This is a genomic window from Porphyromonas sp. COT-290 OH3588 (assembly GCF_000769075.1).
Classification (GTDB): Bacteria; Bacteroidota; Bacteroidia; order Bacteroidales; family Porphyromonadaceae; genus Porphyromonas.
The window spans coordinates 37,958-64,124 of record NZ_JRFC01000042.1; the positions used below are offsets into that span (position 1 = coordinate 37,958).

Annotated in this window: 22 protein-coding genes; 6 read left to right on the plus strand and 16 right to left on the minus strand. The window is 49.3% G+C overall.

What is annotated here, in order from left to right:
* Positions 1-151: 151 nt before the first annotated feature.
* A complete protein-coding gene (locus HQ48_RS09310; RefSeq protein WP_152568357.1) occupies positions 152-382 on the minus strand; it encodes a hypothetical protein in 231 nt (76 codons plus the stop codon).
* Between the two features lie 31 nt (positions 383-413).
* Between HQ48_RS09310 and recJ the strand changes: the two genes are divergently transcribed.
* The 6 genes from recJ to HQ48_RS08380 all read left to right on the plus strand — a co-directional run bounded on the left by recJ (position 414) and on the right by HQ48_RS08380 (position 10,400).
* Positions 414-2,153 carry a single-stranded-DNA-specific exonuclease RecJ gene (recJ, locus tag HQ48_RS08355; RefSeq protein WP_044233098.1) on the plus strand — a complete coding sequence of 580 codons (1,740 nt, stop codon included), beginning with the start codon at positions 414-416 and terminating at the stop codon, positions 2,151-2,153.
* 5 nt (positions 2,154-2,158) lie between these two features.
* Positions 2,159-4,225 carry an ATP-dependent DNA helicase RecQ gene (locus tag HQ48_RS08360; RefSeq protein ID WP_152568358.1) on the plus strand — a complete coding sequence of 689 codons (2,067 nt, stop codon included), beginning with the start codon at positions 2,159-2,161 and terminating at the stop codon, positions 4,223-4,225.
* Between the two features lie 161 nt (positions 4,226-4,386).
* Positions 4,387-6,180, plus strand: coding sequence for a 30S ribosomal protein S1 (gene rpsA, locus HQ48_RS08365; RefSeq protein ID WP_044190019.1), 1,794 nt, complete (start codon positions 4,387-4,389; stop codon positions 6,178-6,180).
* 908 nt (positions 6,181-7,088) lie between these two features.
* Positions 7,089-8,288, plus strand: a complete 1,200-nt coding sequence (locus tag HQ48_RS08370; RefSeq protein WP_044233099.1) for a uracil-xanthine permease family protein — start codon at positions 7,089-7,091, stop codon at positions 8,286-8,288.
* A gap of 58 nt (positions 8,289-8,346) precedes the next feature.
* On the plus strand, positions 8,347-9,048 hold the full coding sequence (locus HQ48_RS08375) for a DUF5020 family protein (protein WP_044233100.1): 702 nt from the start codon (positions 8,347-8,349) through the stop codon (positions 9,046-9,048).
* Positions 9,049-9,101: 53 nt separating this feature from the next.
* Entirely contained in the window at positions 9,102-10,400 is a 1,299-nt protein-coding gene (locus HQ48_RS08380; RefSeq protein ID WP_044233101.1) for an NCS2 family permease, read from the plus strand.
* Between the two features lie 120 nt (positions 10,401-10,520).
* On the opposite strand, the gene HQ48_RS08385 is transcribed toward HQ48_RS08380, so the two are convergent.
* The 15 genes from HQ48_RS08385 to tgt all read right to left on the minus strand — a co-directional run bounded on the left by HQ48_RS08385 (position 10,521) and on the right by tgt (position 25,985).
* Positions 10,521-12,185 carry a dipeptidase gene (locus tag HQ48_RS08385; RefSeq protein ID WP_044233132.1) on the minus strand — a complete coding sequence of 555 codons (1,665 nt, stop codon included), beginning with the start codon at positions 12,183-12,185 and terminating at the stop codon, positions 10,521-10,523.
* Between the two features lie 258 nt (positions 12,186-12,443).
* Positions 12,444-12,923, minus strand: a complete 480-nt coding sequence (locus HQ48_RS08390) for a hypothetical protein (RefSeq protein WP_044233103.1) — start codon at positions 12,921-12,923, stop codon at positions 12,444-12,446.
* Between the two features lie 141 nt (positions 12,924-13,064).
* Entirely contained in the window at positions 13,065-14,378 is a 1,314-nt protein-coding gene (gene rimO / locus HQ48_RS08395; RefSeq protein ID WP_044233104.1) for a 30S ribosomal protein S12 methylthiotransferase RimO, read from the minus strand.
* A gap of 622 nt (positions 14,379-15,000) precedes the next feature.
* Complete coding sequence (locus tag HQ48_RS08400) at positions 15,001-16,086, minus strand: PepSY domain-containing protein (RefSeq protein ID WP_044233105.1); 1,086 nt, start codon at positions 16,084-16,086, stop codon at positions 15,001-15,003.
* Between the two features lie 153 nt (positions 16,087-16,239).
* Positions 16,240-17,103: an RNA polymerase sigma factor RpoD/SigA gene (locus HQ48_RS08405; RefSeq protein WP_044190036.1), complete on the minus strand. Its 864-nt coding sequence runs from the start codon at positions 17,101-17,103 to the stop codon at positions 16,240-16,242.
* A 128-nt stretch (positions 17,104-17,231) separates the two neighbouring features.
* On the minus strand, positions 17,232-18,227 hold the full coding sequence (locus tag HQ48_RS09105; RefSeq protein WP_160225973.1) for an HAD-IB family phosphatase: 996 nt from the start codon (positions 18,225-18,227) through the stop codon (positions 17,232-17,234).
* Positions 18,208-18,639 (minus strand): dUTP diphosphatase, encoded by a 432-nt coding sequence (dut, locus tag HQ48_RS08415; protein ID WP_044190038.1) that lies wholly within the window; start codon positions 18,637-18,639, stop codon positions 18,208-18,210. Before dut ends, HQ48_RS09105 begins: the two co-directional genes overlap by 20 nt.
* 18 nt (positions 18,640-18,657) lie before the next feature.
* A complete protein-coding gene (gene ispG / locus HQ48_RS08420; RefSeq protein ID WP_044233106.1) occupies positions 18,658-20,445 on the minus strand; it encodes a (E)-4-hydroxy-3-methylbut-2-enyl-diphosphate synthase in 1,788 nt (595 codons plus the stop codon).
* Between the two features lie 79 nt (positions 20,446-20,524).
* Positions 20,525-21,031, minus strand: a complete 507-nt coding sequence (gene purE / locus HQ48_RS08425) for a 5-(carboxyamino)imidazole ribonucleotide mutase (RefSeq protein ID WP_044190043.1) — start codon at positions 21,029-21,031, stop codon at positions 20,525-20,527.
* Between the two features lie 4 nt (positions 21,032-21,035).
* Positions 21,036-21,416, minus strand: coding sequence for a glycine cleavage system protein GcvH (gcvH, locus tag HQ48_RS08430; protein ID WP_044190045.1), 381 nt, complete (start codon positions 21,414-21,416; stop codon positions 21,036-21,038).
* Positions 21,417-21,558: 142 nt separating this feature from the next.
* On the minus strand, positions 21,559-22,461 hold the full coding sequence (gene miaA, locus HQ48_RS08435) for a tRNA (adenosine(37)-N6)-dimethylallyltransferase MiaA (RefSeq protein WP_044233108.1): 903 nt from the start codon (positions 22,459-22,461) through the stop codon (positions 21,559-21,561).
* A gap of 15 nt (positions 22,462-22,476) precedes the next feature.
* The gene (locus HQ48_RS08440; protein ID WP_044233111.1) at positions 22,477-23,040 is read right to left on the minus strand and encodes a hypothetical protein; all 564 of its coding nucleotides are present in this window, start codon (positions 23,038-23,040) and stop codon (positions 22,477-22,479) included.
* Between the two features lie 126 nt (positions 23,041-23,166).
* Entirely contained in the window at positions 23,167-23,640 is a 474-nt protein-coding gene (gene smpB, locus HQ48_RS08445) for an SsrA-binding protein SmpB (protein ID WP_044233113.1), read from the minus strand.
* 11 nt (positions 23,641-23,651) lie between these two features.
* Positions 23,652-24,734: an LptF/LptG family permease gene (locus tag HQ48_RS08450; RefSeq protein ID WP_044190063.1), complete on the minus strand. Its 1,083-nt coding sequence runs from the start codon at positions 24,732-24,734 to the stop codon at positions 23,652-23,654.
* Between the two features lie 117 nt (positions 24,735-24,851).
* Positions 24,852-25,985 carry a tRNA guanosine(34) transglycosylase Tgt gene (gene tgt, locus HQ48_RS08455; protein ID WP_044233115.1) on the minus strand — a complete coding sequence of 378 codons (1,134 nt, stop codon included), beginning with the start codon at positions 25,983-25,985 and terminating at the stop codon, positions 24,852-24,854.
* Between the last annotated feature and the right edge of the window lie 182 nt (positions 25,986-26,167).

Below are 26,167 nucleotides of genomic sequence, written 5' to 3' on the forward strand. Positions count from 1 at the left end.
CTTGGTGATTATCAATACTATACTATTCTGAGTTCATTACGCAATGGACTCGGAGGCGGGAATGTTTTTCGCTTACCCAAGGCCGAGTAGGATTTCACTTCTGGCAAGCACAATAGCAGGGGCTAAGTATAGTTTTTCATCGGGAAAACTTCTATCTTTGTGAGAACCTCAAAGAGGCAGTGTGCCATAATGCCCCCTCGAAGAGGAGATATCTGGGGCAAATTTGGCACGCCTCCACTGGAGCTAGTTCGTCAAGGCTCCCTCGGCTAGAGTAGAACTCAACAGAGGAGATTGAGAGCACCTCAACCGAGATTGAAGGCTCCACTACAGCAATAGCGAGGATCTGAGCACATGCCGCAAGCATAGCAAGTATCCTCATCATTATTTTCTAGACAAAAAAATGAAACAATATAATGACAACCCAATGGAACATCGCTCAGCCCTCAATCGAGGACCAAGCCTTAGCTCAGGAGCTCTGCCAGTCACTTGAGCTGAGCCCCGTACTTGGCAGGCTGCTGGTAGGGCGAGGGGTACGTAGCCTAGAGGAAGCACGTGCCTTTCTTGAGCCAACTCTAGAATCTCTCCACAACCCCTATCTAATAGAAGATATGGAGGTGGCTGTGCGCCGCTTGAGCCAAGCAATAGAGGGATGTGAACGCATTCTGATATATGGGGACTATGATGTAGACGGGACTACAGCAGTTTCGCTAGTCTACACCGCCCTTAGGGATCATCTATGCCCAGCAGATAGACTCTGCTACTATATTCCAGACAGATATGACGAGGGATATGGTATTAGTATACAAAGCATCGACCATGCCCACCGCTGGGGGGCAGGGCTGATTATTGCTCTAGACTGTGGCATCAAAGCACACGAACAGATTGCCTACGCCCGATCTCTAGGTATTGACTTCATCATCTGTGACCACCACCAACCCGACGAAGCGCTTCCGGACGCCGTCGCTATCCTAGACCCCAAAAGACCCGGGAACTTATATCCCAACGAGGAGCTTAGCGGCTGTGGTGTAGGATTTAAGTTGATGCAGGCTATGCTCTCCACTTGGGGGCACCCCGAGAACACCGTCTACGAATACCTAGATCTAGTAGCCGTGAGCATCGCTGCGGATATAGTACCTGTCGTGGGCGAAAATCGAGTACTTGCCTATCACGGCCTAAAGAAGCTCAACAGTTCACCCTCGCTAGGGCTTAAAGAAATCATTCGGACCTGTAACCTAGAGGGAGAGATCATTGATATGAACAGCATCGTATTTAAGATTGGGCCTCGTATCAATGCTTCGGGACGCATGATGAGCGGTACTGTCGCCGTAGACCTGCTCACTGCTGACAACGTAACGAAAGCACAGCAATGCAGCGCGCTGCTAGATCAGTACAACAACCAAAGGCGTGAGCTAGACCAAATCGTAACCCAGCAAGCCATTGATTTGATCAAGCGAGAGGGCGGACTAGCCAATAGGCGTATCTTGATTCTATACCAACCAGACTGGCACAAGGGAGTGCTCGGCATCGTGGCATCACGGCTAACTGAGCGATATAATCGCCCGACCATCATACTTACCCAATCAGCAGATGATCTAGTTGGCTCTGGCAGATCGATGAGAAGTGTCGATCTATATAGTGCCCTAGAGGCGTGCCGAGAGTATTTGGTTAACTTCGGAGGCCACACACATGCGGCAGGAATCACAATCCGAGAAGAAAATTTAGACGCATTCCGCCTCGCCATGGAGGTTTACTTCGAGCGCAATGTGGAGCCCGTACATCTGACCAAACAGATACACGTAGACATCGAGCTCAAAATCGAAGATGTACAGCCTACCCTACTAGACGACATACGCAGACTTGCTCCTTTTGGCTTGCAAAACGAGCCCCCAACTTTCGTCACCCATAGGCTCCGAGATGCTGGCGGTAGCCGTGTCGTGGGGCGTGACAGCCGCCACATCAAGCTACGCATGACCGACCGCTACTGCAAAAATCGGCCGCTACACGGCATCGCTCTAGGACAAGCTCGCCATGCTAGCTGGATTATGAACCAGCAGGCTTTCGGCATCTGCTACACCATTGAAGACAATAGATTCTATGGCTCTGGGTTTATGCAGCTGCAAGTTAAAGACATCCATACCACAGAGAAGGACTAGAAGCGATGTCACAAGAGGAGGACATGTGGATAGAGCCATCTGCTCAAGGGTGCGATCTTGGCACAAACGAAGCCAACGAAGAGCTACACCTATGGCCAGAAGAATGGGCTGCCGAACTGGCTGATATCCCATCGCCCCTCAAATTACCAGATACAATCGACTGCTCGGGGTTAACTCCTGAGGCTGTACTTAAGCACTATTGGGGATACGATGAGTTTCGTCCCCTACAAAGTGATATCGTCCTCTCGGTTCTAGAAGGACACGATACCCTTGGTCTTTTGCCTACGGGTGGAGGGAAGAGTATCACCTTCCAAGTACCGGGACTAATGCTCCCAGGGCTTACCCTTGTGGTCACTCCACTGATCTCTCTGATGAAGGATCAAGTCGATCACCTCAGACACCGAGGGATCAAAGCCGCAGCCATACACTCAGGAATGCATAGCAACCGCATCAGCCAAACGTTAGACAATTGTATCTATGGAAGATACAAGTTCCTTTACGTTTCGCCCGAGCGACTTGCCTCATCTGACTTCAAAGCTAAACTAGAGGCCTTGGATATTAGCCTGCTCGTGGTGGACGAGTGCCACTGCATCTGCCAGTGGGGTTACGACTTCCGTCCCTCATATCTCAATATCCTAGAGCTAAGGTCGCTCGTACCAGATGTGCCTATCATCGCCCTGACAGCCACTGCCACTCCCGATGTAGTAGCAGAGGTCCGTCGTGTACTTGGTTTTGGAAGTGATAGCCGTACCTATCAGAAAAGTTTCTTTCGCCCCAACCTCTCCTACTCCATTCGCTACAGCCCGGACAAAGAGCAGATGATGCTCCATATTCTTAGTCGTGTAGCCGGCTCGGCTATAGTCTATTGTCGCAGCCGAGATCTCTGCCGCAGCATCGCTAAGTTCCTCAACGAACATGGACACTCGGCAACATTCTTCCACGCAGGACTTACGCATACCGAGAGAGCACTCAGACAGAGCAGATGGATGAAGGGAGAGATCAGGGTAATGGTCGCAACGAATGCCTTCGGAATGGGTATAGACAAACCTGATGTGCGTCTAGTCCTCCATCTAGCGATGCCGACCTCTCCCGAAGAATACTTCCAAGAGGCGGGCCGAGCAGGCCGAGATGGAGAACAAGCCTATGCTGTGGCGATAGTCAGCCAGACGGACGAAAATACACTACGCAGGCGCTTGGCAGATGCTTTCCCTGAGCGCTCCTATATCCTCAAGGTGTACGACTCGCTATGCAACTACTTGGGCATTGGCGAGGGCGAGGGCTTCCAAAGAAGCTACAACCTCGAGATTGATCAGTTCGTCCGACGCTTCAGAATGCGCCCTATTCAAACTCGATCTGCCATTGAGATCATGCAAATCGCAGGTTGGCTCTCCTATCATGAGGACGATACTCGCTCTCGTCTAATGATCCTCTATACACGAGAACAACTCTATCAAGAGCACGTGGGGCATGATGGTCTGTTTCGGGCTTTACTCAGGCTGTACACAGGGCTATTCTCCGACTACGTCTACATCTCCGAGTCTGATCTAGCCAAACAAATGGGGTGCGGAGCCGATGACGTATATACGATGCTCGTAGCCCTGAGCAGACAAAATATCATTCATTACATACCTCTCAAAAATATCCCACGAATTGTCTTCCACATCAGACGTGAAGACACCCAATACCTACGCATACCTCGATCCGCCTACGAGGAGCGACGTGACCGCATGCAGGAGCGCACGGACGCCAGTCTTCGCTATATTAGTAGCAGGGATACGTGTAGATCTCGACTACTCCTAAGCTACTTCGGCGAGCAGTCTACCCAGTCGTGCGGCATGTGTGATGTCTGCCTACGTCGTGAGAGTGAAGGACTGCACCACTATATTATAGAAGATACTGAGCGCATGATGCAGCAAATGTTTGCCGAGCAGAGCGAGGGTAAGCCTATCCGCCTGCACGATCTATTCCATAACCTGCCCTATATTCCTGTCGATGTAGCACTAGCTCTACGCTATCTGGCAAGCGAGACAATGAAGTATCGCCTAGCAGGCGAACTTATCTATCTGCGCTAGCCTACAGATCTATGCACAGAAGCAGGATAAAGACACTGATTTATCCTAAGTTAGCCTTGTTATTTGAAAAGAATTAGCTATCTTTGTGCCGTTTTTGTGAGAGATTATTCATATAATGTCTAACCCATTAGCAAAAAGCTTTAAGTATTAATTAATTAAGAATGGACAACCTAAAAAACATTCAGCCCGTTGCAGACTTCAACTGGGATGAGTTCGAAAAAGGACAGAGCATTTGCCCTGTATCTATCGAAGAACAGGCTAAGGCCTACGAAGGTACGCTGAGCAACGTCAAGGAAAACGAAGTTGCTATCGGTACTGTAACTAAGATCGGTAAGCGTGAGGTACTCGTGAACGTTGGCTTCAAGAGCGAAGGTTCTATCTCAGCTTCTGAGTTCCGCTACAACCCAGACCTGAAGGTGGGTGACGAAGTAGAAGTATTCGTCGAAAGTCAGGAAGACAAGAAAGGTCAGCTAATCCTAAGCCACCGCAAGGCTCGTGCTGCTCGCTCTTGGGATCGCATCAACGAAGCCCTTGAAAAGGACGAAGTTATCAAGGGTTACGTTAAGTGCCGCACGAAGGGTGGTATGATCGTAGACGTATTCGGCATCGAAGCATTCCTCCCCGGTTCACAAATCGACGTTCGTCCTATCCGCGACTACGATGCTTATGTAGACAAGACTATGGAGTTCAAGATCGTGAAGATCAACCACGAGTTCCGTAACGTAGTCGTTTCTCACAAGATCTTGATCGAGGCAGAGCTAGAAGCTCAGAAGGCCGAGATCATTGGCAAGCTCGAGAAGGGTCAAGTTCTCGAGGGTGTCGTTAAGAACATCACAAGCTATGGTGTATTCATTGACCTTGGCGGCGTAGATGGTCTTGTACACATCACAGATCTCTCTTGGGGACGTGTAGGCCACCCAAGCGAAGTGGTAGAGCTAGACCAGAAGCTCAACGTGGTTATCCTAGAGTTCGACGAAAACAAGAAGCGTATCGCTCTTGGTCTGAAGCAGCTCATGCCACATCCATGGGATGCCCTAGATCCTAACCTCAAGGTTGGAGACAAAATCAAGGGTAAGGTAGTGGTTATGGCTGACTACGGCGCATTCGTAGAGGTAGCACCCGGTGTAGAAGGTCTAGTACACGTGTCTGAGATGTCTTGGACGCAGCACCTACGTACCGCTCAGGACTTCCTACATGTTGGTGACGAAATCGAAACTGTAATCCTAACACTTGACCGCGAAGATCGCAAGATGAGCCTAGGCCTCAAGCAGCTCAAGGAAGATCCATGGGCTGGTATTGAGGAGCGCTTCCCAGTTGGTTCACGCCACAAGGGCCGTGTACGCAACTTCACCAACTTCGGTGTATTCGTAGAGATCGAGGAAGGTGTGGATGGTCTTGTACACATCAGCGACCTCTCTTGGACGAAGAAGATCAAGCACCCTGGAGAGTTTACAGAAGTTGGTGCAGAGATGGAGATCCAAGTTCTTGAGATCGACAAGGAAAACCGTCGCCTAAGCCTTGGTCACAAGCAGTGTGAAGAGAACCCATGGGATGTATTCGAAACTATCTTCAAGACTGGTTCTGTCCACGAGGGTACAATCATTGAGCTCCTAGAGAAAGGAGCTGTGGTAGCACTTCCTTATGGTGTAGAAGGCTTTGCAACGCCTAAGCACCTCGTTAAGCAAGACGGTACTCAGGCGGCTCAGGGCGAGCAGCTCGAGTTCAAGGTAATCGAATTCAACAAGGACTCTAAGCGTATCATCGTTTCTCACAGCCGTGTATTCGAAGATGCTCAGAAGGCCGAGAGCCGTGCAGCTGAACGTGCTGAGCGTGGCGAAGCTAAGCGCAAGGAAAGCAACACTGCAAGCGCTGTAGCTAGCAACAACGCTTCTAGCGAAAAGGCTACACTTGGTGACCTCGATGCTCTGGCAGCACTCAAGGAGAAGCTCTCTTAGCAGACCTCTAATAGCTTAAAAATAGCAGAGGCAGTGCCATAGGAAATCGGCACTGCCTCTCTTTTTATCTCCCTCTCCCCCGATCTATACTCTACACTCCTATCAAGCGCCGCATACTACATTCACGTGCGGCATATCACAGAGTTTTACTAGTAGATGATACGTTTGATCGTACTCGAAATCTCAAATCTCGATAACCTACTCCAACACAAAGCATCTCGGATGAACCAAAACTAATCCTCTAACACAGAAAATTTCACACCACATATCTAAGTAAAATACTCACACATAAGATCATTAAATTGCGGTTTAATCAAGCTAAAGAGCAAGGAGAATTTCATCTTTTATGTTAATATTCGCAAACGAACTCTCCTCTAATCGGGGGACAAAAGAAGGCAATAATCTAGGATTACTCCACGCAGGGAATGAAATTGGGGGAGAGATTTTTTCTAATCCTAGGACTAATCTACTAAGATCTACCCACCAATACGGAGAAATTGAAGGAGAGAAATACTCGAGAATACTCTTCAAACATGTAAAACCATCTAGACAAACTACCTAAACTACTCTATACAAACGACTTACAAAAACCTCTTCTAGAGAGATATTTTGGCCCGACTGGGGCTAACAGCCCAAACTTGGGTAGAGGTGCTAGAAGGCCTCTAAAAGGGCAAATACGAGGTCTGCTATTTTTCAACCACTCCCGCCTAGATCTTCTCATCAACATTCTGAAATGTGAGCTAAAATATAAACTACGAGTCTTTGAGCTCAGCCCCGCTAGATAAGCAAATATCTTCGCAGTACCTCCTATTTCGAAACACTATCTGGACGACTTGCGCCCCATGTTTTTGTACTAAAGATAGTACCTTTGTCTGTCGGTAAAGTACAATCAAACCTAAATTACTTCTATGACTCAAGTCAATGACCTAACCCCGGGCCGTAAAGCGATTGTAGGGGTTCAGTATCTATTCGTTGCGTTTGGCGCAACAGTACTCGTACCTCTACTGGTGGGTCTAGACCCATCAACAGCACTTTTCTCCGCCGGTATCGGCACACTCATCTTTCATCTAGTTACCAAGGGGAAAGTCCCTATCTTCCTTGGCAGTAGCTTTGCCTTCATCGCTCCCATCAAGAGTGCGACCGAGCTGTACGGTCTGAGTGGTGCTCTATTCGGCATACTCGGAGTAGCACTGGTTTATATATTGATGTCCCTGCTGATTAGATCGTTTGGGATTAAGTTCATCACACGACTCTTCCCTCCCGTAGTCATCGGGCCAATCATTATGCTTATCGGGCTATCGCTCTCTAGTGCGGCTGTCGGTATGGCAGCCTCCAACTGGGTTCTGGCCATCATTGCCCTCTCCGTGGCAATCGCTGTGACTCTCTACGCTCGAGGTATCCTCAAGCTCATACCTATCTTCTGTGGTATCATCGCAGGCTATTTGGCCGATCTGATCTTCTTCGACGTAGACCTTTCGCCTATCGCTGCGGCCGAATGGTTCTCTCTCCCTCAGCTCATCTTGCCCGAACGTCTGATGTGGGAGCCAATTCTCTTCATGATCCCCGTGGCCATAGCCCCCGTCATCGAGCACATCGGTGATGTGTATGTCGTCAATAGTGTCGCACACCGCAACTTCGTACAAGACCCGGGGCTACACCGCACCATGCTAGGTGATGGGCTGGCGTGTCTATTCGCATCTCTCATCGGTGCTCCTCCCGTGACGACTTACTCCGAGGTTACGGGAGCTATGTCATTAACCAAGGTTACGGACCCAGTGGTGCTACGCATCGCAGCTATCACGGGGATTGTCTTCTCGATGGTAGGTAAGGTTAGTGCCCTACTCAAAAGTATTGACCCTGCCGTACTCGGCGGTATTATGCTACTTCTTTTCGGGACAATCGCTGGGGCAGGTATCAACAACTTACTACACAGCAAGGTCAATCTTGGCAGCTCACGCAACGTGGTAATCATATCCGTTACCCTAACAACCGGTATCGGTGGTGCTGTACTGCAGATGGGGAACTTCACGCTCGCTGGCATTGGGCTCTCAGCCATCGTAGCGGTCCTACTCAACCTCATTTTACCTCAACCCAATGAAGAAGCATAAGTCTATCGACACATGCCTAATCATTTACACTACAAACCCTCTAAACATTAAATAAATAATGAAACGTTTTTACTTTCTTCTGCTGGCTTGCCTAGCTCTGGTAAGCATCGAAGCACAGAACGTGCAACTACACTATGACTTCGGGAGTAAGATGGGCGATGCGCACAAAGGACGCCCTAGTCTGACCACGACAATCGAGCAGTTTCGGCCAGACAAATGGGGGAATACCTTCTACTTTGTCGATATGGACTATCAGGACTCTGGTATCCGCTCGGCATACTGGGAGATCTCTCGTGAGCTACGCTTCTGGAGAGCACCCCTGCTCCTGCATCTAGAGTACAATGGCGGCTTGAGCAACCAGGTCTCCTACAAGGACGCCTACCTCTTTGGTGCCACGTACGCCTACCACAACAAGGACTACACCTTCGGCATCAACATTACTCCGATGTACAAGTACCTAGCCAAACAAGAGTACCCACACTCGGCACAGCTTACTGCCGTGTGGTACTGGCACTTCATCGAGGACGCCTTCACCTTCAACGGCTTTATGGACATCTGGGGTGACCGCAACTTCGAGGGAAAGAATATGACGGTCTTCCTCTGCGAGCCTCAGTTCTGGGTAAATCTTAATCGCTTCGAGGGCTTCTCCGACAAGTTCAATCTAAGCATTGGGGGCGAGGTGGAGATTAGCTACAACTTCCCCGTACAGAACAACAAGCTCCACGTAATCCCTACCCTTGCGGCGAAGTGGACATTCTAGGATATTAGATTTATTCATCAAATACTACTCTACTCAGGAACACGCTACCTAATATGAATTTATACAAAGCCTTAGGGTTCGACCCCAGTAAGCACAGCGTGCGTACAGAGATTACTGCTGGGCTGACCACATTCCTCACGATGAGCTATATCCTCGCTGTGAACCCCGATATCCTGAGCTCCACGGGTATGGACAAAGGGGCTGTCTTCACGGCTACTGCGCTCGCATCTGCTCTCGGTACTATACTTATCGCTTTCCTTGCTAAGCTCCCCTTCGCCCAAGCTCCAAGTATGGGCATCAATGCCTTCTTTGCCTTCACGCTTGTAGGGGCTATGGGCTACAGCTGGGAGGCGGCACTAGCTGCGGTATTCGTCGAGGGGATTATTTTCATTCTGCTGACTATCTTCAATATCAGAGAGCAGATAGTACGCTCAATCCCGAAGAACTTGCGCTTCGCCATATCGGCTGGTATCGGTATGTTCATTGCCTTCATCGGGCTGAAGAATGCGGGCATCATCGTGTCTAACCCCGCCACATTTGTCGCCCTAGGTAAGTTCACCCCCACAGCCTTACTTGCCTGCATCGGTATCCTCATCAGTGGTACACTCGTCGTACTCAAGGTGCGTGGTGCACTCTTCTATGGGATTGTCTTCTGCACGATCATTGGCATTCCCCTCGGAGTGACTACAATCCCAGAGAACTTCTTCCCTATCTCGATGCCACAGTCGCTTGAGACGACCTTCTTCAAGTTCGACTTCAAGGCACTGCTCAATATGGATATGGCTTTGACGATCTTTGCCCTCGTCTTCATGGATATCTTCAATACTGTCGGTACGCTCATCGGGGCAGCTGCAAAGACCGAAATGATGGACAAAGACGGCAATGTGAAGAATATCAAGCCCGCCATGATGGCTGACGCACTCGCCACATCGGCTGGTGCAGTACTGGGCACCTCGACTGTGACAACCTTCGTAGAGAGTGCCTCTGGTATCTCGGAGGGCGGACGCACGGGTATGACTGCGCTGACCTCGGCTTCGCTCTTCTTACTTGCACTTTTCCTCTCGCCACTCTTCTTACTTGTCCCCTCTGCAGCCACAACGGGGGCACTCGTTCTAGTTGGGGTATTCATGCTCGAGGCAATACAGGAGATTGATCTGTCGGATATGTCCGAGGCACTTCCCTCTTTTGTCACCATGCTGACCATGGTGCTAACCTACAACATAGCCGAAGGTATGGCACTGGGATTAATCAGTTACACGATCGTCAAGCTACTAAGTAGCCAGTGTAAGCAGGTTAGCCTAACACTCTACATCGTGACTGCTCTACTGCTCTTGCGCTACATCTTCCAGTAAGTGTAGAGAGCTCTTTACAAAACATAATCGCCTGTGTAGCCGATACTACACAGGCGATTACGTTTTATAGGAGGACAGTCTATTTAATCAGGTTGCCGAACTTGCTCTGTCGCCCTTAGACTAATGCTGTTCCTTGGGACCTTTGATCTGCACGTTCTCCCCATGAGTCTTAGCAATAGCCTCGTAGTACTCCTTGCTATAGCCGGGGAAATTGGGCATCTCAGATAGGCCATTGCCATTGTCTAGGAAACGACCATCTTTTTCCTTCTTCTCATTGCCGTCCATATACTTGACTAGGAGGTATTCGCCGAGTTGCTTCCAGCGTGCTGTAGCTCCGTTGGCAGCATCTGCACAGTAGTTATTGAGGAATGCAACGGCCTTAGCTGGCGATTCCTTGTACAGACGAAGTGCCTCAGCGTCGATAGCTTTCTGTGCGGCATCGAAGCCATTCTCTAGACGCTCCTGCACGGGGCGAATATCACGGATCATAGGTTCGTAGCGATTGTACGCCATATTAGCAACCCAGTTGTGAATCCAGAAAGCTGATGTCCAAGAGAAGTGCATCATATCACCATTGCCCTGACGGTAGCACTCTGGGATCGCTGTAATGCTTGTGTACATCGGAGTAAATACAGCCGTATTGGCATCGTCTACGCCGAACCAAAGTACCCCACCGATTGCATCGGGGAGCCAAGAGCGTAGCTGAGCCACAAGGACGAAGCCAGTCTGCTGTGTCGCGATGGCACGTTCGTTCATATACTCCTTGCCATCAACCTCGAAGGTCATGGGGCGCCAGCGATAGGGAGACTTGTATGGGCCTGCACCAACGTCCTCGGTCATAGACATGGACGTACCTTCGTAGTGGTTGCGCATAGCCTTACGCACATCGGCCACAGAGATTTTGCGCTCGGGGATTACATACAGAGGCATTGGCTCGGCCTCTACATCTCCTCTGACATGCGCTTCGTACTTCTGAGTTCCTTTGTTAAACTCACGGAAGAAACTCCACACTCTAGCCTCGCAGCCACGTAGACCGCTGAAGGTGTATGGATTGTATGCCTTCTGGAAGTCGAAATCTTTGTCCTTACCCTTGAAGTATCCCATCTCACGAGCTAGGTTCACCACGTCCTTTTCGTACATACAGTTTTCCTTGTCGTCGAAAGGAATTTGGTGGATACGTGCCTGATTGGCATGAGCCGAAATAGCGTTGTCGGGGATACGAATAGCCACCCAAACAGCCCCTTTCTTTTTCGGCCCTTTACCGATCATCTCCATAACCCAGACTTCATTCTTATCGGCAATGGTAAAAGACTCTCCACTGCTGTGGTAACCATAGTCACGCACGAGGTCTGTCATCACCTTAATGGCTTCTCTTGCAGACTTACTACGCTGTAGAGCCACATAGATCAGACTACCGTAGTCCATGATGCCTTTGGGGTCATGGAGCTCCTTGCGTCCGCCCCACGTACTCTCGGTGATCGCCACCTGATGTTCGTTCATATTCCCCACTACGTTGTAGGTCTGTAGTACCTCGGGGATATACCCTAGGTGCTTGTTGGTATCCCACTCACGGATCTCACGCATCGTACCTTGCGCCCAGCTCTTGGCGGGCCAGTGGTAGAGCTCTCCGTAGAGCGTGTGCGAGTCTGCAGAGTAACTGATGATCACAGAGCCATCGACAGAGGCTCCCTTACCCACGATTAGGTCGGAGCAAGCGTCGGCTGAAGCCACACTTGCAGCCATAGCGACGGTCGCTGCGGCTGTAAGCAAAAGATTTCTCTTCATAAGCATCGATTTTTATATAATGAATGTTTGCTAATAATTGACGTATAACAGCCCTAAAGATACAAAGAAAAGAGATGCGCTAGAGGTCATAAACGGCCGAACTCCCTCTAGCGTCAAGGCTATATCCTGCACAAAAGTACATTCCAGCAGCCTTCACCTTGAGAGTTGGCATATACGCCCCCTAGCGCATCTCAATTAAGTAGCCTCGCTGAATGTGGTAAGCGATACTACGATGATGCTTGAGATCTACTCTAGAGGCTAAAACTTTAGCCCCAGAGAAATCGAAATATTGTGCAAACGGTTATTCCCTTCGTGAAATAGGAAATACTCATCTAATCCTATCCCCACATAGAACGGATCCATTAGCTTGAATTTAAGACCGCACTCAACCCTTAGATATGGAGCCTCAAGACGATTCCCTAACCAATATCCTGCCCCTAGATTGCTATACAAAGAATAGAAATGGTTATCTCCTTGAGGGAACTCATACCCGAAATATGCCCCGAGATGCGAAACATCTTCAAACCTCTGAACTCCGATAACCATACCCAGACGGTAGTTAGACTTAATCTTCCAGTCCGAAGACAGGAGATTATAGCTACCTCCTAAGGGAGAGTTATACAGAGAAGTTAAACGAACATCAAACTTCTTGACGGAAGAAGACGGATTAGCAGCTACGGCAGAACTCGAAAGGACAAGCATCGTAGCTAATAGCCACAGCAATACCTTATTTCTCATAATTCTTTTTCTAGTTGAATTAAAGACGAAAGTTTAATGTGCATGCCTATTGAAAAGTACATTACCCACAAAACTCTACGGTCAAAATTAAACATAAAAAGCGAATTAGAGAAATAATAATCTGATACTGAAATTGAAAACTTACCTATTAACCACTCGACCGTATAGGTCGAAGATGTCGGCGGAAGTAATCTCGACGGGGTAGAACTCCCCTACTTGGAGCGTAGGTGTCCCGTCGGTATGCTTGATTAGTACCTCTTGATCGACCTCTGGCGAGTCAAATTCGGTACGCCCAATGTAGTATTCGCCCTCTTGTCTATCAATTATGGTACGCAGAGTCTGCCCGATCTTCTGGGCATTAAGCTCTGTGGCGATGCCTTCCTGTACACGCATCAGCTCGTTGATACGCTCCTGCTTGACCTCTAGAGGGATATTATCCTCATAGTGCTTATAAGCATAGGTTCCCTCCTCGTGCGAGTAGACGAAAGCACCTAGACGATCGAAGCGAATATCACGGACGAAGTCGAGCAATTCGGCGAAGTCTTGCTCCGTTTCGCCGGGGTGCCCTACAATCAAGGTCGTACGCAGGTGCAGATTTGGGACCTCTGCCCTCATCAGGTGCAGCAGATCGTAGGTTTCGGCCTTAGTAGTACCACGGCGCATCGCCTTGAGCATTGGGTCACTGATGTGCTGCAAAGCGATATCCATATACTTACATACGTTCTCCCTCTCTCTGATGACGCGTAGAATATCTCTAGGGAAGGCATTCGGGTAGGCGTAGTGCAAGCGAAGCCAATCCAAACCATTGATATCTGATAGACGCTCGACCAGCTCGGGTAGCTTATGCTCTTTGTATAGATCTAGCCCATAGTAGGTCAGATCTTGTGCAATGAGCTGAACCTCTCTGACGCCTCCGTCTACCAGAGTTTGTGCCTCCTTGATGATATCCTCGATGCTGCGTGAGCGATGTTTACCCGTACTGATGGGGATAGCGCAGTAGGAGCAAGTGCGATCGCACCCCTCAGATATCTTGAGGTAGGTATAGTGACTAGGTGTGGTGATGCTTCTATTACCTCCCATAGGATCGTTGTAGTAGGCTTTACCAAGGTCGCTAATGAGCTTCTTCCAGTTAAACTTGCCATAGTAACCGTCTACCTCTGGGATCTCTGCCTTGAGTTCGTCCATGAAACGCTCGGTCAAGCAACCCATTACATACACTTGACCTACCTTGCCACGCTTCTTACTCTCAACGATATTCAAGATCATATTGATCGACTCCTCTTGTGCATCTTTGATGAAGCCACAAGTATTGATCACTACGATCTCTCCGTCTATAACATCGGCGTTGTGCTGTACTTTGTAACCATTGGCCAAGAACTGGCGAATTAGGTGCTCGCTGTCTACCAAGTTTTTGGAGCAGCCGAGCGTAATCATATCTACTTGATTTTTTCTCATCTACCGTTATTGTGAAACAAAAGACCCAAATCGCTCCCGAAGCGACTCGGATCTTGCCATAAATATTAGGTGCAAAGATATCATAAATCTACCAGAGCTAGGAGCTTTTTCCTATTCTGAGGAACAGCCACTCTGGGATTATCAACAAAAATTTACACCTCTGATGATGTTTTGGCTCACTACAAATAGCTATCTCGAACTCTGCCGGCCAAAGAGCTCACTGCTTATTTGCCCTCTAGAAAGCCCTAGATTGCATTTACCTCTATTGAGGCCTCTTTCCTCAGCTAACCTCAAATAAAGGGCTTAAACGAGGCCTTTATAAATAGCTAATAACTAAACAAATACACTGAACAATCAGAGATGAGCATAGGCTTTCGGGGCAGTTTGGAGCATTTCTTCCCATCAATCCTCTCCGATTGTAGGACTAACCTCAAGCGATGTTACCTACGATCGCCAGAAGTCTTCCCTTCAATCTCAAAGCACGAGAGGCTACCTCCAAATGGAGATAGCCTCTCGTTTTGCCGAAATTAGGCTCTAACATTTATCATATATTAACATTCATTTAGGTCTTTGGCTCACCACTTTCTATGCAGTATGGAGGAGGCCTAGTGAACTAAGAGCCTTACTTTTTCTTCTTTCTCTGTTTGCGCTTAACCCAATAAATGTAATAACCCGTAAGTGGCAGCGTAGCTCCAAGCAAGGCAACCAAGAAGGTAATACTTTTGATAAACCACCCTCCCCAAGAGCCCACATGCACAGCATAGATCCAACCTCGTACTTTCTGCAGGCGAGGCTGCTCGGTATAGGGTGTATACTCGGTAATCTCGCCTGTGCGTTGATCAAATCGGTATTTCTCCGAGGCTCTAGGATTACCCCACGTAAACTGCTCGGCAACGCTTGCCTCTCCATTCTCTAGTGTAATCTGTCTATAGCTAGGGTGCTGGGCTTCGAGTCTACGGAACACCTCTTGCCAAGCCAAATAGTTAATCGACACAAGTTCCTTCTTCTCTTCGGTCTTACCCGATTTAGACGAATTAAATTGAGTGCCAAAGAGCCCATACAAACCGCTACGCCACCACGGGAAAGACCAGTTGAGCCCAGTGATACAAAGAATGAGCAGAGGGATAGCCAGATAGATCCCCAATGATCTGTGGCTATCGTACCACATACGCTGCCGGCTTGCCTTAGTCTTGATCTGGAAGTGCTGCTTGAGGTTTTTCACGGACTTAGGTACCCAAATAACTATACCAGAAATCAATATGAAGATAAACAGAAGTACTCCATAGCCAACTATGGCCTTCCCCCAAGTACGGCTACCATCTAGCAGCCAGCGGTGTAGCCTCATGACATCTCCAAAGAAACCATCTCGCTTGCCTCTCTGGCCTGCCACTGTGGCCGTATAGGGATTGACGTATAGACTCTTGTCCCCGCTCTGTAGCTGTACCACATAGTTTCTAGTGGTATCACTCGGTACAGTTATGCGAGCGACAGCATCGTCCTCTAAGGTGCGATTAATACGCTCAGCCACTTCGCTAGGCTCTAACCTAGCTTGTGCCGGTGCGTCGGAAACGAAGTAGAGCTGCGGACTAGCTAGCTCGCGACACTCGTCCTCAAAGACTAGTATAGCCCCCGTTAGACAGATGAGAGAGATCAGTAGGCCAATAGCAAGGCCTAGAATCTGATGAATGCGAAAGAATACTTTTTTCATATATGGTCTAAGTTTGTACATACTACTAGGCCGTTGGACAACAGCCTAACTTCAAGGTTTAATCAAGGTGGATAGCAGGTAACTAAAAAGCCCCCCGAGAGTAGTATATCTCGGAGAGCTTACGATGTCTAGTGCTGCAATCCTCTGCTACCTCTAGCCTAGATAAGGCTTGAGAGGCTGGCATTTGTCGCTTTGACGTAGGCGCTTGATGGCCTTCTCTTTGATCTGGCGGACACGTTCACGAGTCAGCCCAAACTGATCGCCAATCTCCTCGAGCGTCATCTCTTGATTGCCACCGATGCCGAAGAAGAGTTTCACGATCTCTGCCTCACGCTCTGTAAGCGTAGAGAGCACACGGTCGATCTCTCTAGCAAGAGATTCGTTCATTAGAGAGCGGTCTGCATTGGGTGCATCGTCATTGACTAGCACATCTAGCAGACTATTGTCTTCGCCCTCTACGAATGGAGCATCTACAGAGATATGACGCCCAGACACTTTGAGAGTATCGGAGATCTTATCCTCTGCAATATCGAGCTCCTGAGCTAGCTCTGCGGACGATGGACGGCGCTCATTCTCCTGCTCAAACTTAGATAGAGCTTTGGTGATTTTGTTGAGCGTACCAACTTGGTTGAGGGGCAGACGCACAATACGTGATTGCTCGGCTAGAGCTTGTAGGATAGACTGACGAATCCACCAAACGGCATAGGAGATGAACTTGAAACCACGAGTTTCGTCGAACTTCTCAGCCGCCTTGATCAGCCCGAGATTACCCTCATTGATCAAGTCAGGCAAGCTCAGCCCTTGGTTTTGGTACTGCTTGGCCACAGAAACGACGAAGCGCAAATTGGCACGTGTCATCTTCTCTAGAGCTTTACGATCGCCTCGCTTAATGGCTTGTGCCAGTTCGACTTCTTCCTCAATCGTGATGAGTTCCTCACGACCAATCTCTTGGAGGTATCGGTCGAGAGAGGCGCTCTCTCTGTTGGTTATCGACTTAGAAATTTTAAGTTGTCTCATCTGAATCCTATAAATCTTTACACGTATAGAACCGCAAAGGTACACACTTTGTTTCGATGTGTCAAATACTCACTATAAGTGATAATCATAGTCACTAGAGGGCATTTACCCCATTTGTGTGGCAGGCATCAAGACAATCTCAGCAGGTCTATCATGGTCGTCAAGGGTAGAGCTGGAGTCGCCCCTATCTCCGAGGCACAGTAAAGCATTGCATGGCCAGCATAGGCCAACATGGGCAAGTCATTTGCCCCATCACCCACGACGAGCATCTGGTCTAGTGAAACATAACGTTCTCTGGCGATTGTCTGTACTAACCGAGCCTTAGCCTCGGCATCTACTATCTCCCCCGAGAATTGCCCCGTCAGCTCCCCACCAGAGAAGCTCGGAGAGGAGGCGTAGTAATGGTCGTAAGTGAGGCGGTCTTGCAGAGCTTGGCAGAAGATATCGTAGTTGCTCGTCACGATATCGAGCGGCAAGCCACAATCCGCAAGCCAACGATAAAAGGCCTCAATGCCAAGGGCGAGTCGAGCTGACCGAGCTGTCGCCTCGAGCAGATCTCGCTTGGTTCCAGCGAGCATACGTGTACGCTGACGAAAGCTATCCTCAAAATTGATTGCCCCTAACATAGCCTGCTGGGTAATCTTCTCAAAAGCTTGGCCTAGGCCTACCTGCCTAGCCAGCGACACAAGCAACTCGTCCTGTAGAAGTGTACCATCAAGATCGGAAACAACATGGGCAATAGGGTGCTGCGCTTGGGCACTAGGGTAATAGACGACAGCTCCATAGCTACGCACGAGAGGCAATAGCTGCGTAAGACGGTCGAGACGCTGCCCAATGCTCTCTGGCGCTTCTCGCGGTAGTTGTAGCTCTAGAATCGAAATACACGTCTGGGGGGCGTGTGGTAGCTGTGGATCTAGCTCTGTAAGATGCCCAAACGATTGCTCTGGGTCAATAAAGCAACGTGTGATATAGACCAAGTCATCTCGATCTATACCACACGTCCTCAAACATCTTTTGAGTATTGATGTGATCGCCTCTACCGATAGGCCTGAGGCTATGTATATATGCTCTCGAGAGAGTGTAGGAGAGAGCTCCAACCCGATACTAACGTCCCGTATGCCCAAATCCGCCTGCTCCTCTATCGCTTGCCTCTAGAGCCTCCACCTCAAGCCACTCAGCCTGCTCATGTTTGGCAATCACAAGCTGGGCGATACGCTCCCCGTCCTTGATTTCAAAGGCTTCACCAGAGAGATTAACCAAAATGATGCCGATCTCTCCCCTATAGTCTGCGTCAATCGTCCCCGGGCTATTGAGCACGGTAATGCCGTGCTTCAGCGCCAAGCCACTACGAGGCCTTACTTGTGCTTCGTAGCCCACGGGCAACTCTATGAACAGCCCAGTTGGGACTACTATACGAGCAAGCGGAGCGAGGACGATGCTCTGCTCTAGATTGGCACGCAGATCCATACCAGCTGCCGCATTGGTTGCATATTGTGGCAGTGCATGCCTCGAGCGATTGATGATTTTGACTATCATGATCTGTCTATTTCTTGATTATGGTTCCTGCCAGTCACCTTCTTCCTTAATCAACTCAATGAGCTGATCCACGGCCTCGGCCTGATCAACACCTCGACGGATACAAGTCTGTCCCTTGTAGAGATCAATCTTGCCGGGAGCCGCTCCCACATAGCCATAGTCAGCATCTGCCATTTCGCCGGGGCCATTAACGATACAACCCATGATGCCTATCTTCAGACCCTTGAGGTGAGAAGTAGCAGCCTTCACACGGGCGATTGTTTCTTGCAGATTGTAGAGTGTACGACCGCATCCGGGGCAGCTGATAAACTCTGTTTTGCTCATTCTTAGGCGAGTAGCCTGTAGAATGCCTAGCTGTGTCTTAGCCATATCTTCGTCCGATATGCCATCAGCCAAGAGGCACAGCCCATTACCCCAACCGTCTAGCAAGATCGTACCAGCATCTGCCGCGGCTTGCAAACGGAAGAGAGTGACATCATTGGTACGATAGTGGTGGCTCAACACAATAGGATTGTTCAGTCCGGCTCTTCTCAGTAGAGTAAAACCAAGACGCCACTCGGCAGCCACGTTGGAGCCAGGGCTATCCAAGAGGACAATAGTCTTAGGATTATCTTTTAACTTCTGGATAAGCTCGTCTGTAATGCTATAACAATCGGCCTTGATATAAGCTAACTCATCAACTTTAGCACCGTCTTTGCTGTACAGATACCCGTCAGTTCCGAGGCTATAGTCAGCTTGCACCAGCTCTGCTGAGGTATCAGACTTCAGTGCGTTGGGGCTAATCACAATGGGGAGATTGCCTCCGCCTACGAGTTTGCCTACGGCAATACTCTTGGCTCTTGCCTGATCACGTAGCTGATTGTACTCCTCCCAAGAGGGCAGAACTTCCTCGGCTAAGCCAAGCGGCGTGCGTGAAACTATATAATCTACAAGAGCCTTCCCTACGGGAATCTCGAACTCTGGGTCTTCGCTTAGAGATACTCGAATGGTATCCCCTATCCCATCAGCCAGAAGAGAACCAATACCTACTGCACTCTTGATTCGTCCATCTTCGCCCTCTCCAGCTTCCGTCACGCCTAAGTGCAAAGGGTAGGCAGGATAGCCACATTCGTCCAAGCGACGCACCAGCAAGCGCACGGCAGCCGTCATGACGAGTGTATTGGAGGACTTCATCGAGATAACAATTCGATCGAAGTTGTGCGCACGACATACGTCTAGATACTCTAGGCAGCTCTGTACCATGCCCTCTGGCGTATCTCCGTAAAGCATCACCATGCGCTCGGAGAGTGAACCATGATTGACGCCAATGCGAATCGTGCGACCAAGCTCCTTGGCACGCTCAACGAATGCGCCAAAGCGCTGCTCTACCTTCTCATGCATCTGTCGATACAGCTCGTCCGTCCACTCACGAGGAGTAGCAGTCTTGGTATCAACATAGTTGCCGGGATTGACCCGAACCTTCTCAATATGCTCTAGGGCTTCATCGGCGGCTGTAGGGTTGAAATGAATGTCAGCGATCAAAGGAGTACTATACCCTAGAGCATCGATACCGGCACGTATATTGGCTAGGTTGGCTGCTTCCTTGCGCCCTTGGGCGGTGTAGCGAATGTAGTCTGCTCCTACCTCTATGATACGCTTTGCTTGAGCTACGGCGGCTTCTGTGTCAAGCGTAGAAACATTAGCCATCGACTGCAGGCGAATAGGATTGTCTTTGCCCAGCGGACGAGTACCGATGAAGACCTCTACCGATGGGCGACGTCGGTACACACAGGGAGTACTATAAGTGCTTGTATATAAATCTGACATAATGAATGTTTTGTCTAAGTGAAAAGCCGAGGGGAGTCGCAACGACTTCCCTCGGCTTTTCAACAGTCTTGCAGACCTATTAGTTCGTTTTGTACTTGAACTGAACGGTCTTTAGCTCTTCGTTGGCCTTGATAACCTTGTTTTTGAGCGACTCCTTGAAGTTCTCAAGACGCTGATACAGATCGGGGTTATCCGTGGCCATCATCTGCACGGCAAGGATAGCTGCATTCTCTGCTCCATTGATCCCCACAGTGGCTACGGGAATGCCCGGAGGCATCTGTACGATCGCCAGCAGAGCATCGATACCCTCTAGTGTAGACTTAACTGGAACACCGATTACTGGAATCGAAGTCATCGAAGCAATCACACCACATAGGTGCGCAGCCATACCAGCCGCGGCGATGATCACCTTGATGCCTCTCTCCTTAGCACCCTTGGCAAAATGCTCAACCTCCGCAGGTGTGCGGTGAGCCGAGAGGGCAAGGATCTCGAAAGGGATCTCTAGCGAATCCAGACGTGCAGCAGCTTTCTCCATGATTGGGAGATCGCTCGTGCTACCCATGATAATGCTTACTACTGGCTTCACGTGATTATCCTCCGATTAGCTTGATATAGTCGTCTGCCGAGAGTAGACCGTCCAGATCCTCAATGTTGGCAGGCTTGAGCTTGATGATCCAACCCTTACCGTAGGGATCTTCGTTCACTAGCTCTGGGTGCTCCTCTAGCTCAGCGTTGAGTTCTAGGACTTCTCCCTCTAGAGGTAGCATCAGATCCGATACAGTCTTCACGGCTTCAATAGAGCCGAAGACTTCTTCTGCGTTTAGCGTTTCGCCTTCTGTGGTTACGTCTACGTAAACGATTTCGCCGAGTTCACCCTGAGCGTAGTCGGTGATACCAATGTAGACCACATCGCCCTCGGCGCGTGCCCACTCATGATCTTTGGTGTACTTCAGTTCCTTAGGAGTATTCATACAACACGTTTATAAAGGTTGATAATTGATGAAAAATTGTCTACAGCAAAGATAAGCAAGTTTTTTGATCAACAAGCCAATCTTTGGAGCTATTCTACCTCGTGTAGAGCCACCTAGTGAAAGCATTTGAGCATGAAAACTCCTAAGAGAGGCATGAACCCTCAACATAATTAATAATCTCGTCTAGCTCGCTGGGGGCAAACCATCTAATCTCGGCATCTCTCTGCCACCATGTGAGCTGCTTGCGCGCGTAAATCCTACTATTGCGCTGAATCTGTCGCTTAGCTTCGCCCAAGTCAATCGCCCCATCGAAGTAGGCGAATAGCTCTTTGTAACCAACCGTATTGAGAGCATTGAGCTGGCGATAGGGGTAGACAGCCCTAGCCTCCTGATCCAACCCCGAGGCGAACATCTGCTCCACACGCAGGTTGATGCGCTCGTAGAGATCTTCTCTCGGGCGATTGAGCCCAATCTTGATGATTTCGAAGGGGCGCTCTCGCCTCTGCCCCGTATGGTAGGAGCTAAAAGGTCGGCCCGTAGACAAACAAACCTCTAGGCCATGCAAGACACGTTTGTAGTTCTGTTTGTCCACACGATCGTAATAAACAGGGTCAAGCTCCCTAAGCTGCGCCAAAATTGGCTCTAGACCCTCCTCCTCATAGCGCCGATACACCATGTCTCTAACCTCTGGATCGACATCAGGCATATCGTCTATCCCATGGCAAACAGCATCGATATACATCATCGAGCCGCCACTCAAGATCACATACTCGTGAGAGGAGAAGAGCTGCTCGAGTAGAGCCAGTGCCTCTTGCTCATAGAGGCTAGCACTATAAGGCTGATGAATGCTGCGTGCACCTATAAGAAAATGCTCAGCTGCACCAAGCTCCTCGGAGCTTGGTGCAGCTGTACCTATCGGGATCTCTCTATAGATCTGGCGAGAGTCTGCCGACACTATGGGCGCAGAGAAGTGCCCAGCAAGGCGTAGACTGAGCTCTGTTTTGCCCACACCTGTAGGCCCCAGCAAGACGATCAGTTTACCCACAGCGGCAAAGAGGCTCTAGTATAGCGACTCGGCATCGGGCACATCTAGCCCATCAAACCCCTCTGGGTCTAGCTCATCTAGGTCAATCTCTCCGTCGCCAAAGAGATCATCATCTAGAGCAAATGGCGAGTTGGCAGCTCCCCCAATGCTTCTTGTCTCGGCAAACTCTAGGCTTGAGGTTTGCTCTGGTGCTTTACCTTCGGATAGAGTAACGACAGGTTTATCGAGCGTTTCGCCGGGAATCAACTCTGCCAGCTCCATAAAGAATGCACGCTCGGAAAGCATATCAAAAACGAATAGCAGCCTCTGCCCCTTATCCTCGAGTAGCTCATCTAGCTTAGTCTCACCCATCAGGTAGGTATCGTACTCCGATCCCATACCCATATCCATTAGGGTAATCTCCTGCCCCTTATTCCAATCCTCATCACAGAGGTAGAAAGTCGTCATCTCGGACGGGCTATACCCCACAGATTTGAGGATAAAATCGTTAAGCTCCAAGAAAGTAGCCTCGGAGTCGATCTGTATTTCTCTGCGGAAAAAGTCATTCTCGTCCGAGAGCATCAAAAAGCGGTAAATCATATCTCTTAATTATTGCACTACTACCGAGTGCTTAGTTTATGTTCCGAATGTAGGACAAAGATAAGAAAGTGTCTTTACCCAAATATGGGTTAAGGAGAATTGAGCCAGAGAGCTTAGCCTCGAGGTCTAACGCTTCATCGCACGATCCATCTCTCGGCGATCGTCACGCTCCTTCATCGAGGCTCGTTTGTCGTACTGCTTCTTACCTCTAGCGGGGGCAATCTCTATCTTGGCTAGACCTCGCTCGTTGATGAAGATCTTGGTGGGCACAATCGTTACACCGGGAGTCTGTACATACTCTTGTAGACGTTTGAGTTCCTTACGATTGAGTAGGAGCTTGCGCTCTCGAGTAGCCTTATGGTTGTTGTACGAGCCATACGAATACTCTGTGATGCTTGCATTCTTGAGCCAAAGCTCTCCATTGTGGAAGTAACAGAATGCCTCCACCAAGCTAGCCTTACCCTGACGAATGGATTTAATCTCCGTGCCCACGAGTACCATACCCGCAGTATAGAAATCCAGCAGTTCATAGTCGAAGCTAGCTCTCTTATTTTTGATGATGATATTCTTATTGATCTTATCTTTCTTATTAGTCTTCATTGTCTTAGTCGTTATTGCGGAGCTTTGCGCCAGAGCGATAGCGCCAGCAAGATGAATACGAAGTTGGGGAGCCAAGCAGCCAACCAAGGAGGCATAGCTCCACTATTGGCATAGGTCGTAGAGATGGAGGAGAAGAGGATATAGCCCGCACACATACCAATGCCGATAGCGATGTTAATCCCCATACCGTTCTTCACTTTCTTAGCCGAGAGCACCGCCCCAATGAAAGTTAGAATGAAAGCAGAGAATATAGCTGCGTAGCGCTTGTGTAGCTCGATGGCGAATAGCTTAGCATTGTCTACCCCTCGCTCACTCTGTCGCTCTACATATAGTGATAGCTCAGGGCTAGTCATCGTCTCGACGTCTTTCTCCGAAACAAGGAAGTCCGAGGGAGCTATGGGGATAATGGTATCCATCTCCGAACCGACCTTGGCCGTTTCTTTGCCGTCCTCAAAATCTCTAATTCGATAGCTATATATCGTCCACCGCCCAAGCGTATCGTAGTAAGCTCGCTGAGCCGTTAGGCGAGAGCGTAGCTCACGCCCCTCGAAGCGATCAAGTGCTAGGTCATAGCCCGTCTTATCATTGGCGTTGAAAGACTTGATAAAGAGGAAAACATCTTTCTCCACCTCTAGCTGTACACTCTCGGCATACTCAACTTTTTTATTCTTGACATAGGCATTCTCAAAGGCCTGTCGCTGCTTGGTACTGGGCGGAATAATGTAGTTGTTGAGCACAAACGTAACGGCAGCTATGACCGTGGCCGAAACGATATAAGGGCGTAGCAACCGCTTAAAGCTCATACCACTGGCGAGCATTGCGATAATCTCCGAGTTTTCCGCCAGCTTGGTGGTGAAGAAAATCACGGAGATGAAGACGAAAAGCGGACTAAAGAGATTGGCGTAGTAGGGAATGAAGTTGAGATAGTAATGAAACACAATCTCGTAGAGCGAAACCTCTGGCTTGAGAAAATCGTTGATCTTCTCATTGACATCGAAAACAATCGCAATGGAGAGTATGAGAGCAATACTGAAGACGAACGTACCCAAAAAGGTCTTGATGATATACCAATCGACACGCCCCAGCCAAGGCACACGTCCTGTGCGCTTGACCTGAGCAATGGGCTCGGGTGAGGCTACATCGTCGCAGCTCCTGACGTGCGTCTGCTCCTCTATCGGCATTTCGTTCTCGTACATATCTCAGCAATGGCTTTATAGTCGGTTGTCCATACGTCTGACCATGATCTCCTTCCACTGAAGGAAATCCCCCTGCAAGATATGCTCCCGTGCCTCACGCATCAGACGCAGATAGAAGGCCAGATTGTGGATTGAGGCAATCTGTAGCCCCAAGATCTCATCGGCTTTGATCAGATGGTGCAAATAGGCCAACGTGTACTGGCTATCGACAAACGAATAGCCCTCGGGGTCAATCGGGCTAAACTCTCGTGCCCACTTGGCATTGCGGATATTGATCGTGCCACGGCTGGTGAATAGCTGTCCGTTGCGTCCGTTGCGTGTAGGCATGATGCAGTCGAACATGTCCACACCACGAGCGATATTCTCCAGCAGATTAATTGGTGTACCGACCCCCATCAAGTAGCGAGGGCGATCCTGAGGGAGTATGCTATTGGTCAGCTCCACCATCTCGTACATCTTCTCTGTAGGCTCTCCCACTGCTAGGCCACCGATAGCATTACCCTCAGCCCCGAGCGAGGCAATATGCTCGGCCGCTCGGCGGCGCAAATCTGGGTAGACACAGCCCTGCACAATGGGGAATAGGCTCTGGTGATAGCCGTACTTGGGCTCCGTTTCTCGCACACGCTTGAGGCATCGAGCAAGCCATCTCTCGGTTAGTGCTAGTGACCGCTCTGCATACTTGTAGTCTGCATCTCCCGGGCAACACTCATCGAAAGCCATAATGATATCAGCCCCGATTGTGCGCTCTATATCCATCACACGCTCGGGAGTGAATAGATGCTTGGAGCCATCTATATGAGAGCGGAAGGTTACCCCCTCCTCCGTGATCTTGCGATTGTCTGCCAGACTAAAAACCTGATAGCCCCCACTGTCGGTAAGGATAGGGCCGCTCCAGCTGTTGAATTTGTGCAGACCACCAGCTTGCTCCAGTATCTCTAGTCCCGGACGCAGGTATAGGTGATAAGTATTGCCAAGTATAATTTGAGCCTTGATGTCGTCTTTGAGCTCTGGCATATGCACAGCCTTGACCGAGCCCACAGTACCCACGGGCATAAATATAGGGGTCTGGATCACACCGTGATCCGTGGTGATCTCTCCTGCTCGTGCCGAGGAATTGGGGCAACAGTGTTGTACCTTGAAGGTAAGCATCTAAATATCCTTATAATGAATGTCTATCTATAAACAATCTACAAAGATAAACATTCGGACGCAATGCTATTCTCCAGCATAGCAAGTGCACATTCCTCCTTCCAGCGCAACAATGTTGATCTAAGTTAGTCCTAAAACTTGGCTTGGCGTTAGGTATCCTAGCCGTTTTCTGGGTCTTCGAT

What these genes read in the sequence shown, in the direction of transcription:
- HQ48_RS09310 (WP_152568357.1), bottom strand. Translation starts at nt 382, where the DNA reads ATGATGAGGATACTTGCTATGCTTGCGGCATGTGCTCAGATCCTCGCT.
- recJ (WP_044233098.1), top strand. Translation starts at nt 414, where the DNA reads ATGACAACCCAATGGAACATCGCTCAGCCCTCAATCGAGGACCAAGCC.
- HQ48_RS08360 (WP_152568358.1), top strand. Translation starts at nt 2,159, where the DNA reads ATGTCACAAGAGGAGGACATGTGGATAGAGCCATCTGCTCAAGGGTGC.
- rpsA (WP_044190019.1), top strand. Translation starts at nt 4,387, where the DNA reads ATGGACAACCTAAAAAACATTCAGCCCGTTGCAGACTTCAACTGGGAT.
- HQ48_RS08370 (WP_044233099.1), top strand. Translation starts at nt 7,089, where the DNA reads ATGACTCAAGTCAATGACCTAACCCCGGGCCGTAAAGCGATTGTAGGG.
- HQ48_RS08375 (WP_044233100.1), top strand. Translation starts at nt 8,347, where the DNA reads ATGAAACGTTTTTACTTTCTTCTGCTGGCTTGCCTAGCTCTGGTAAGC.
- HQ48_RS08380 (WP_044233101.1), top strand. Translation starts at nt 9,102, where the DNA reads ATGAATTTATACAAAGCCTTAGGGTTCGACCCCAGTAAGCACAGCGTG.
- HQ48_RS08385 (WP_044233132.1), bottom strand. Translation starts at nt 12,185, where the DNA reads ATGAAGAGAAATCTTTTGCTTACAGCCGCAGCGACCGTCGCTATGGCT.
- HQ48_RS08390 (WP_044233103.1), bottom strand. Translation starts at nt 12,923, where the DNA reads ATGAGAAATAAGGTATTGCTGTGGCTATTAGCTACGATGCTTGTCCTT.
- rimO (WP_044233104.1), bottom strand. Translation starts at nt 14,378, where the DNA reads ATGAGAAAAAATCAAGTAGATATGATTACGCTCGGCTGCTCCAAAAAC.
- HQ48_RS08400 (WP_044233105.1), bottom strand. Translation starts at nt 16,086, where the DNA reads ATGAAAAAAGTATTCTTTCGCATTCATCAGATTCTAGGCCTTGCTATT.
- HQ48_RS08405 (WP_044190036.1), bottom strand. Translation starts at nt 17,103, where the DNA reads ATGAGACAACTTAAAATTTCTAAGTCGATAACCAACAGAGAGAGCGCC.
- dut (WP_044190038.1), bottom strand. Translation starts at nt 18,639, where the DNA reads ATGATAGTCAAAATCATCAATCGCTCGAGGCATGCACTGCCACAATAT.
- ispG (WP_044233106.1), bottom strand. Translation starts at nt 20,445, where the DNA reads ATGTCAGATTTATATACAAGCACTTATAGTACTCCCTGTGTGTACCGA.
- gcvH (WP_044190045.1), bottom strand. Translation starts at nt 21,416, where the DNA reads ATGAATACTCCTAAGGAACTGAAGTACACCAAAGATCATGAGTGGGCA.
- HQ48_RS08440 (WP_044233111.1), bottom strand. Translation starts at nt 23,040, where the DNA reads ATGATTTACCGCTTTTTGATGCTCTCGGACGAGAATGACTTTTTCCGC.
- smpB (WP_044233113.1), bottom strand. Translation starts at nt 23,640, where the DNA reads ATGAAGACTAATAAGAAAGATAAGATCAATAAGAATATCATCATCAAA.
- tgt (WP_044233115.1), bottom strand. Translation starts at nt 25,985, where the DNA reads ATGCTTACCTTCAAGGTACAACACTGTTGCCCCAATTCCTCGGCACGA.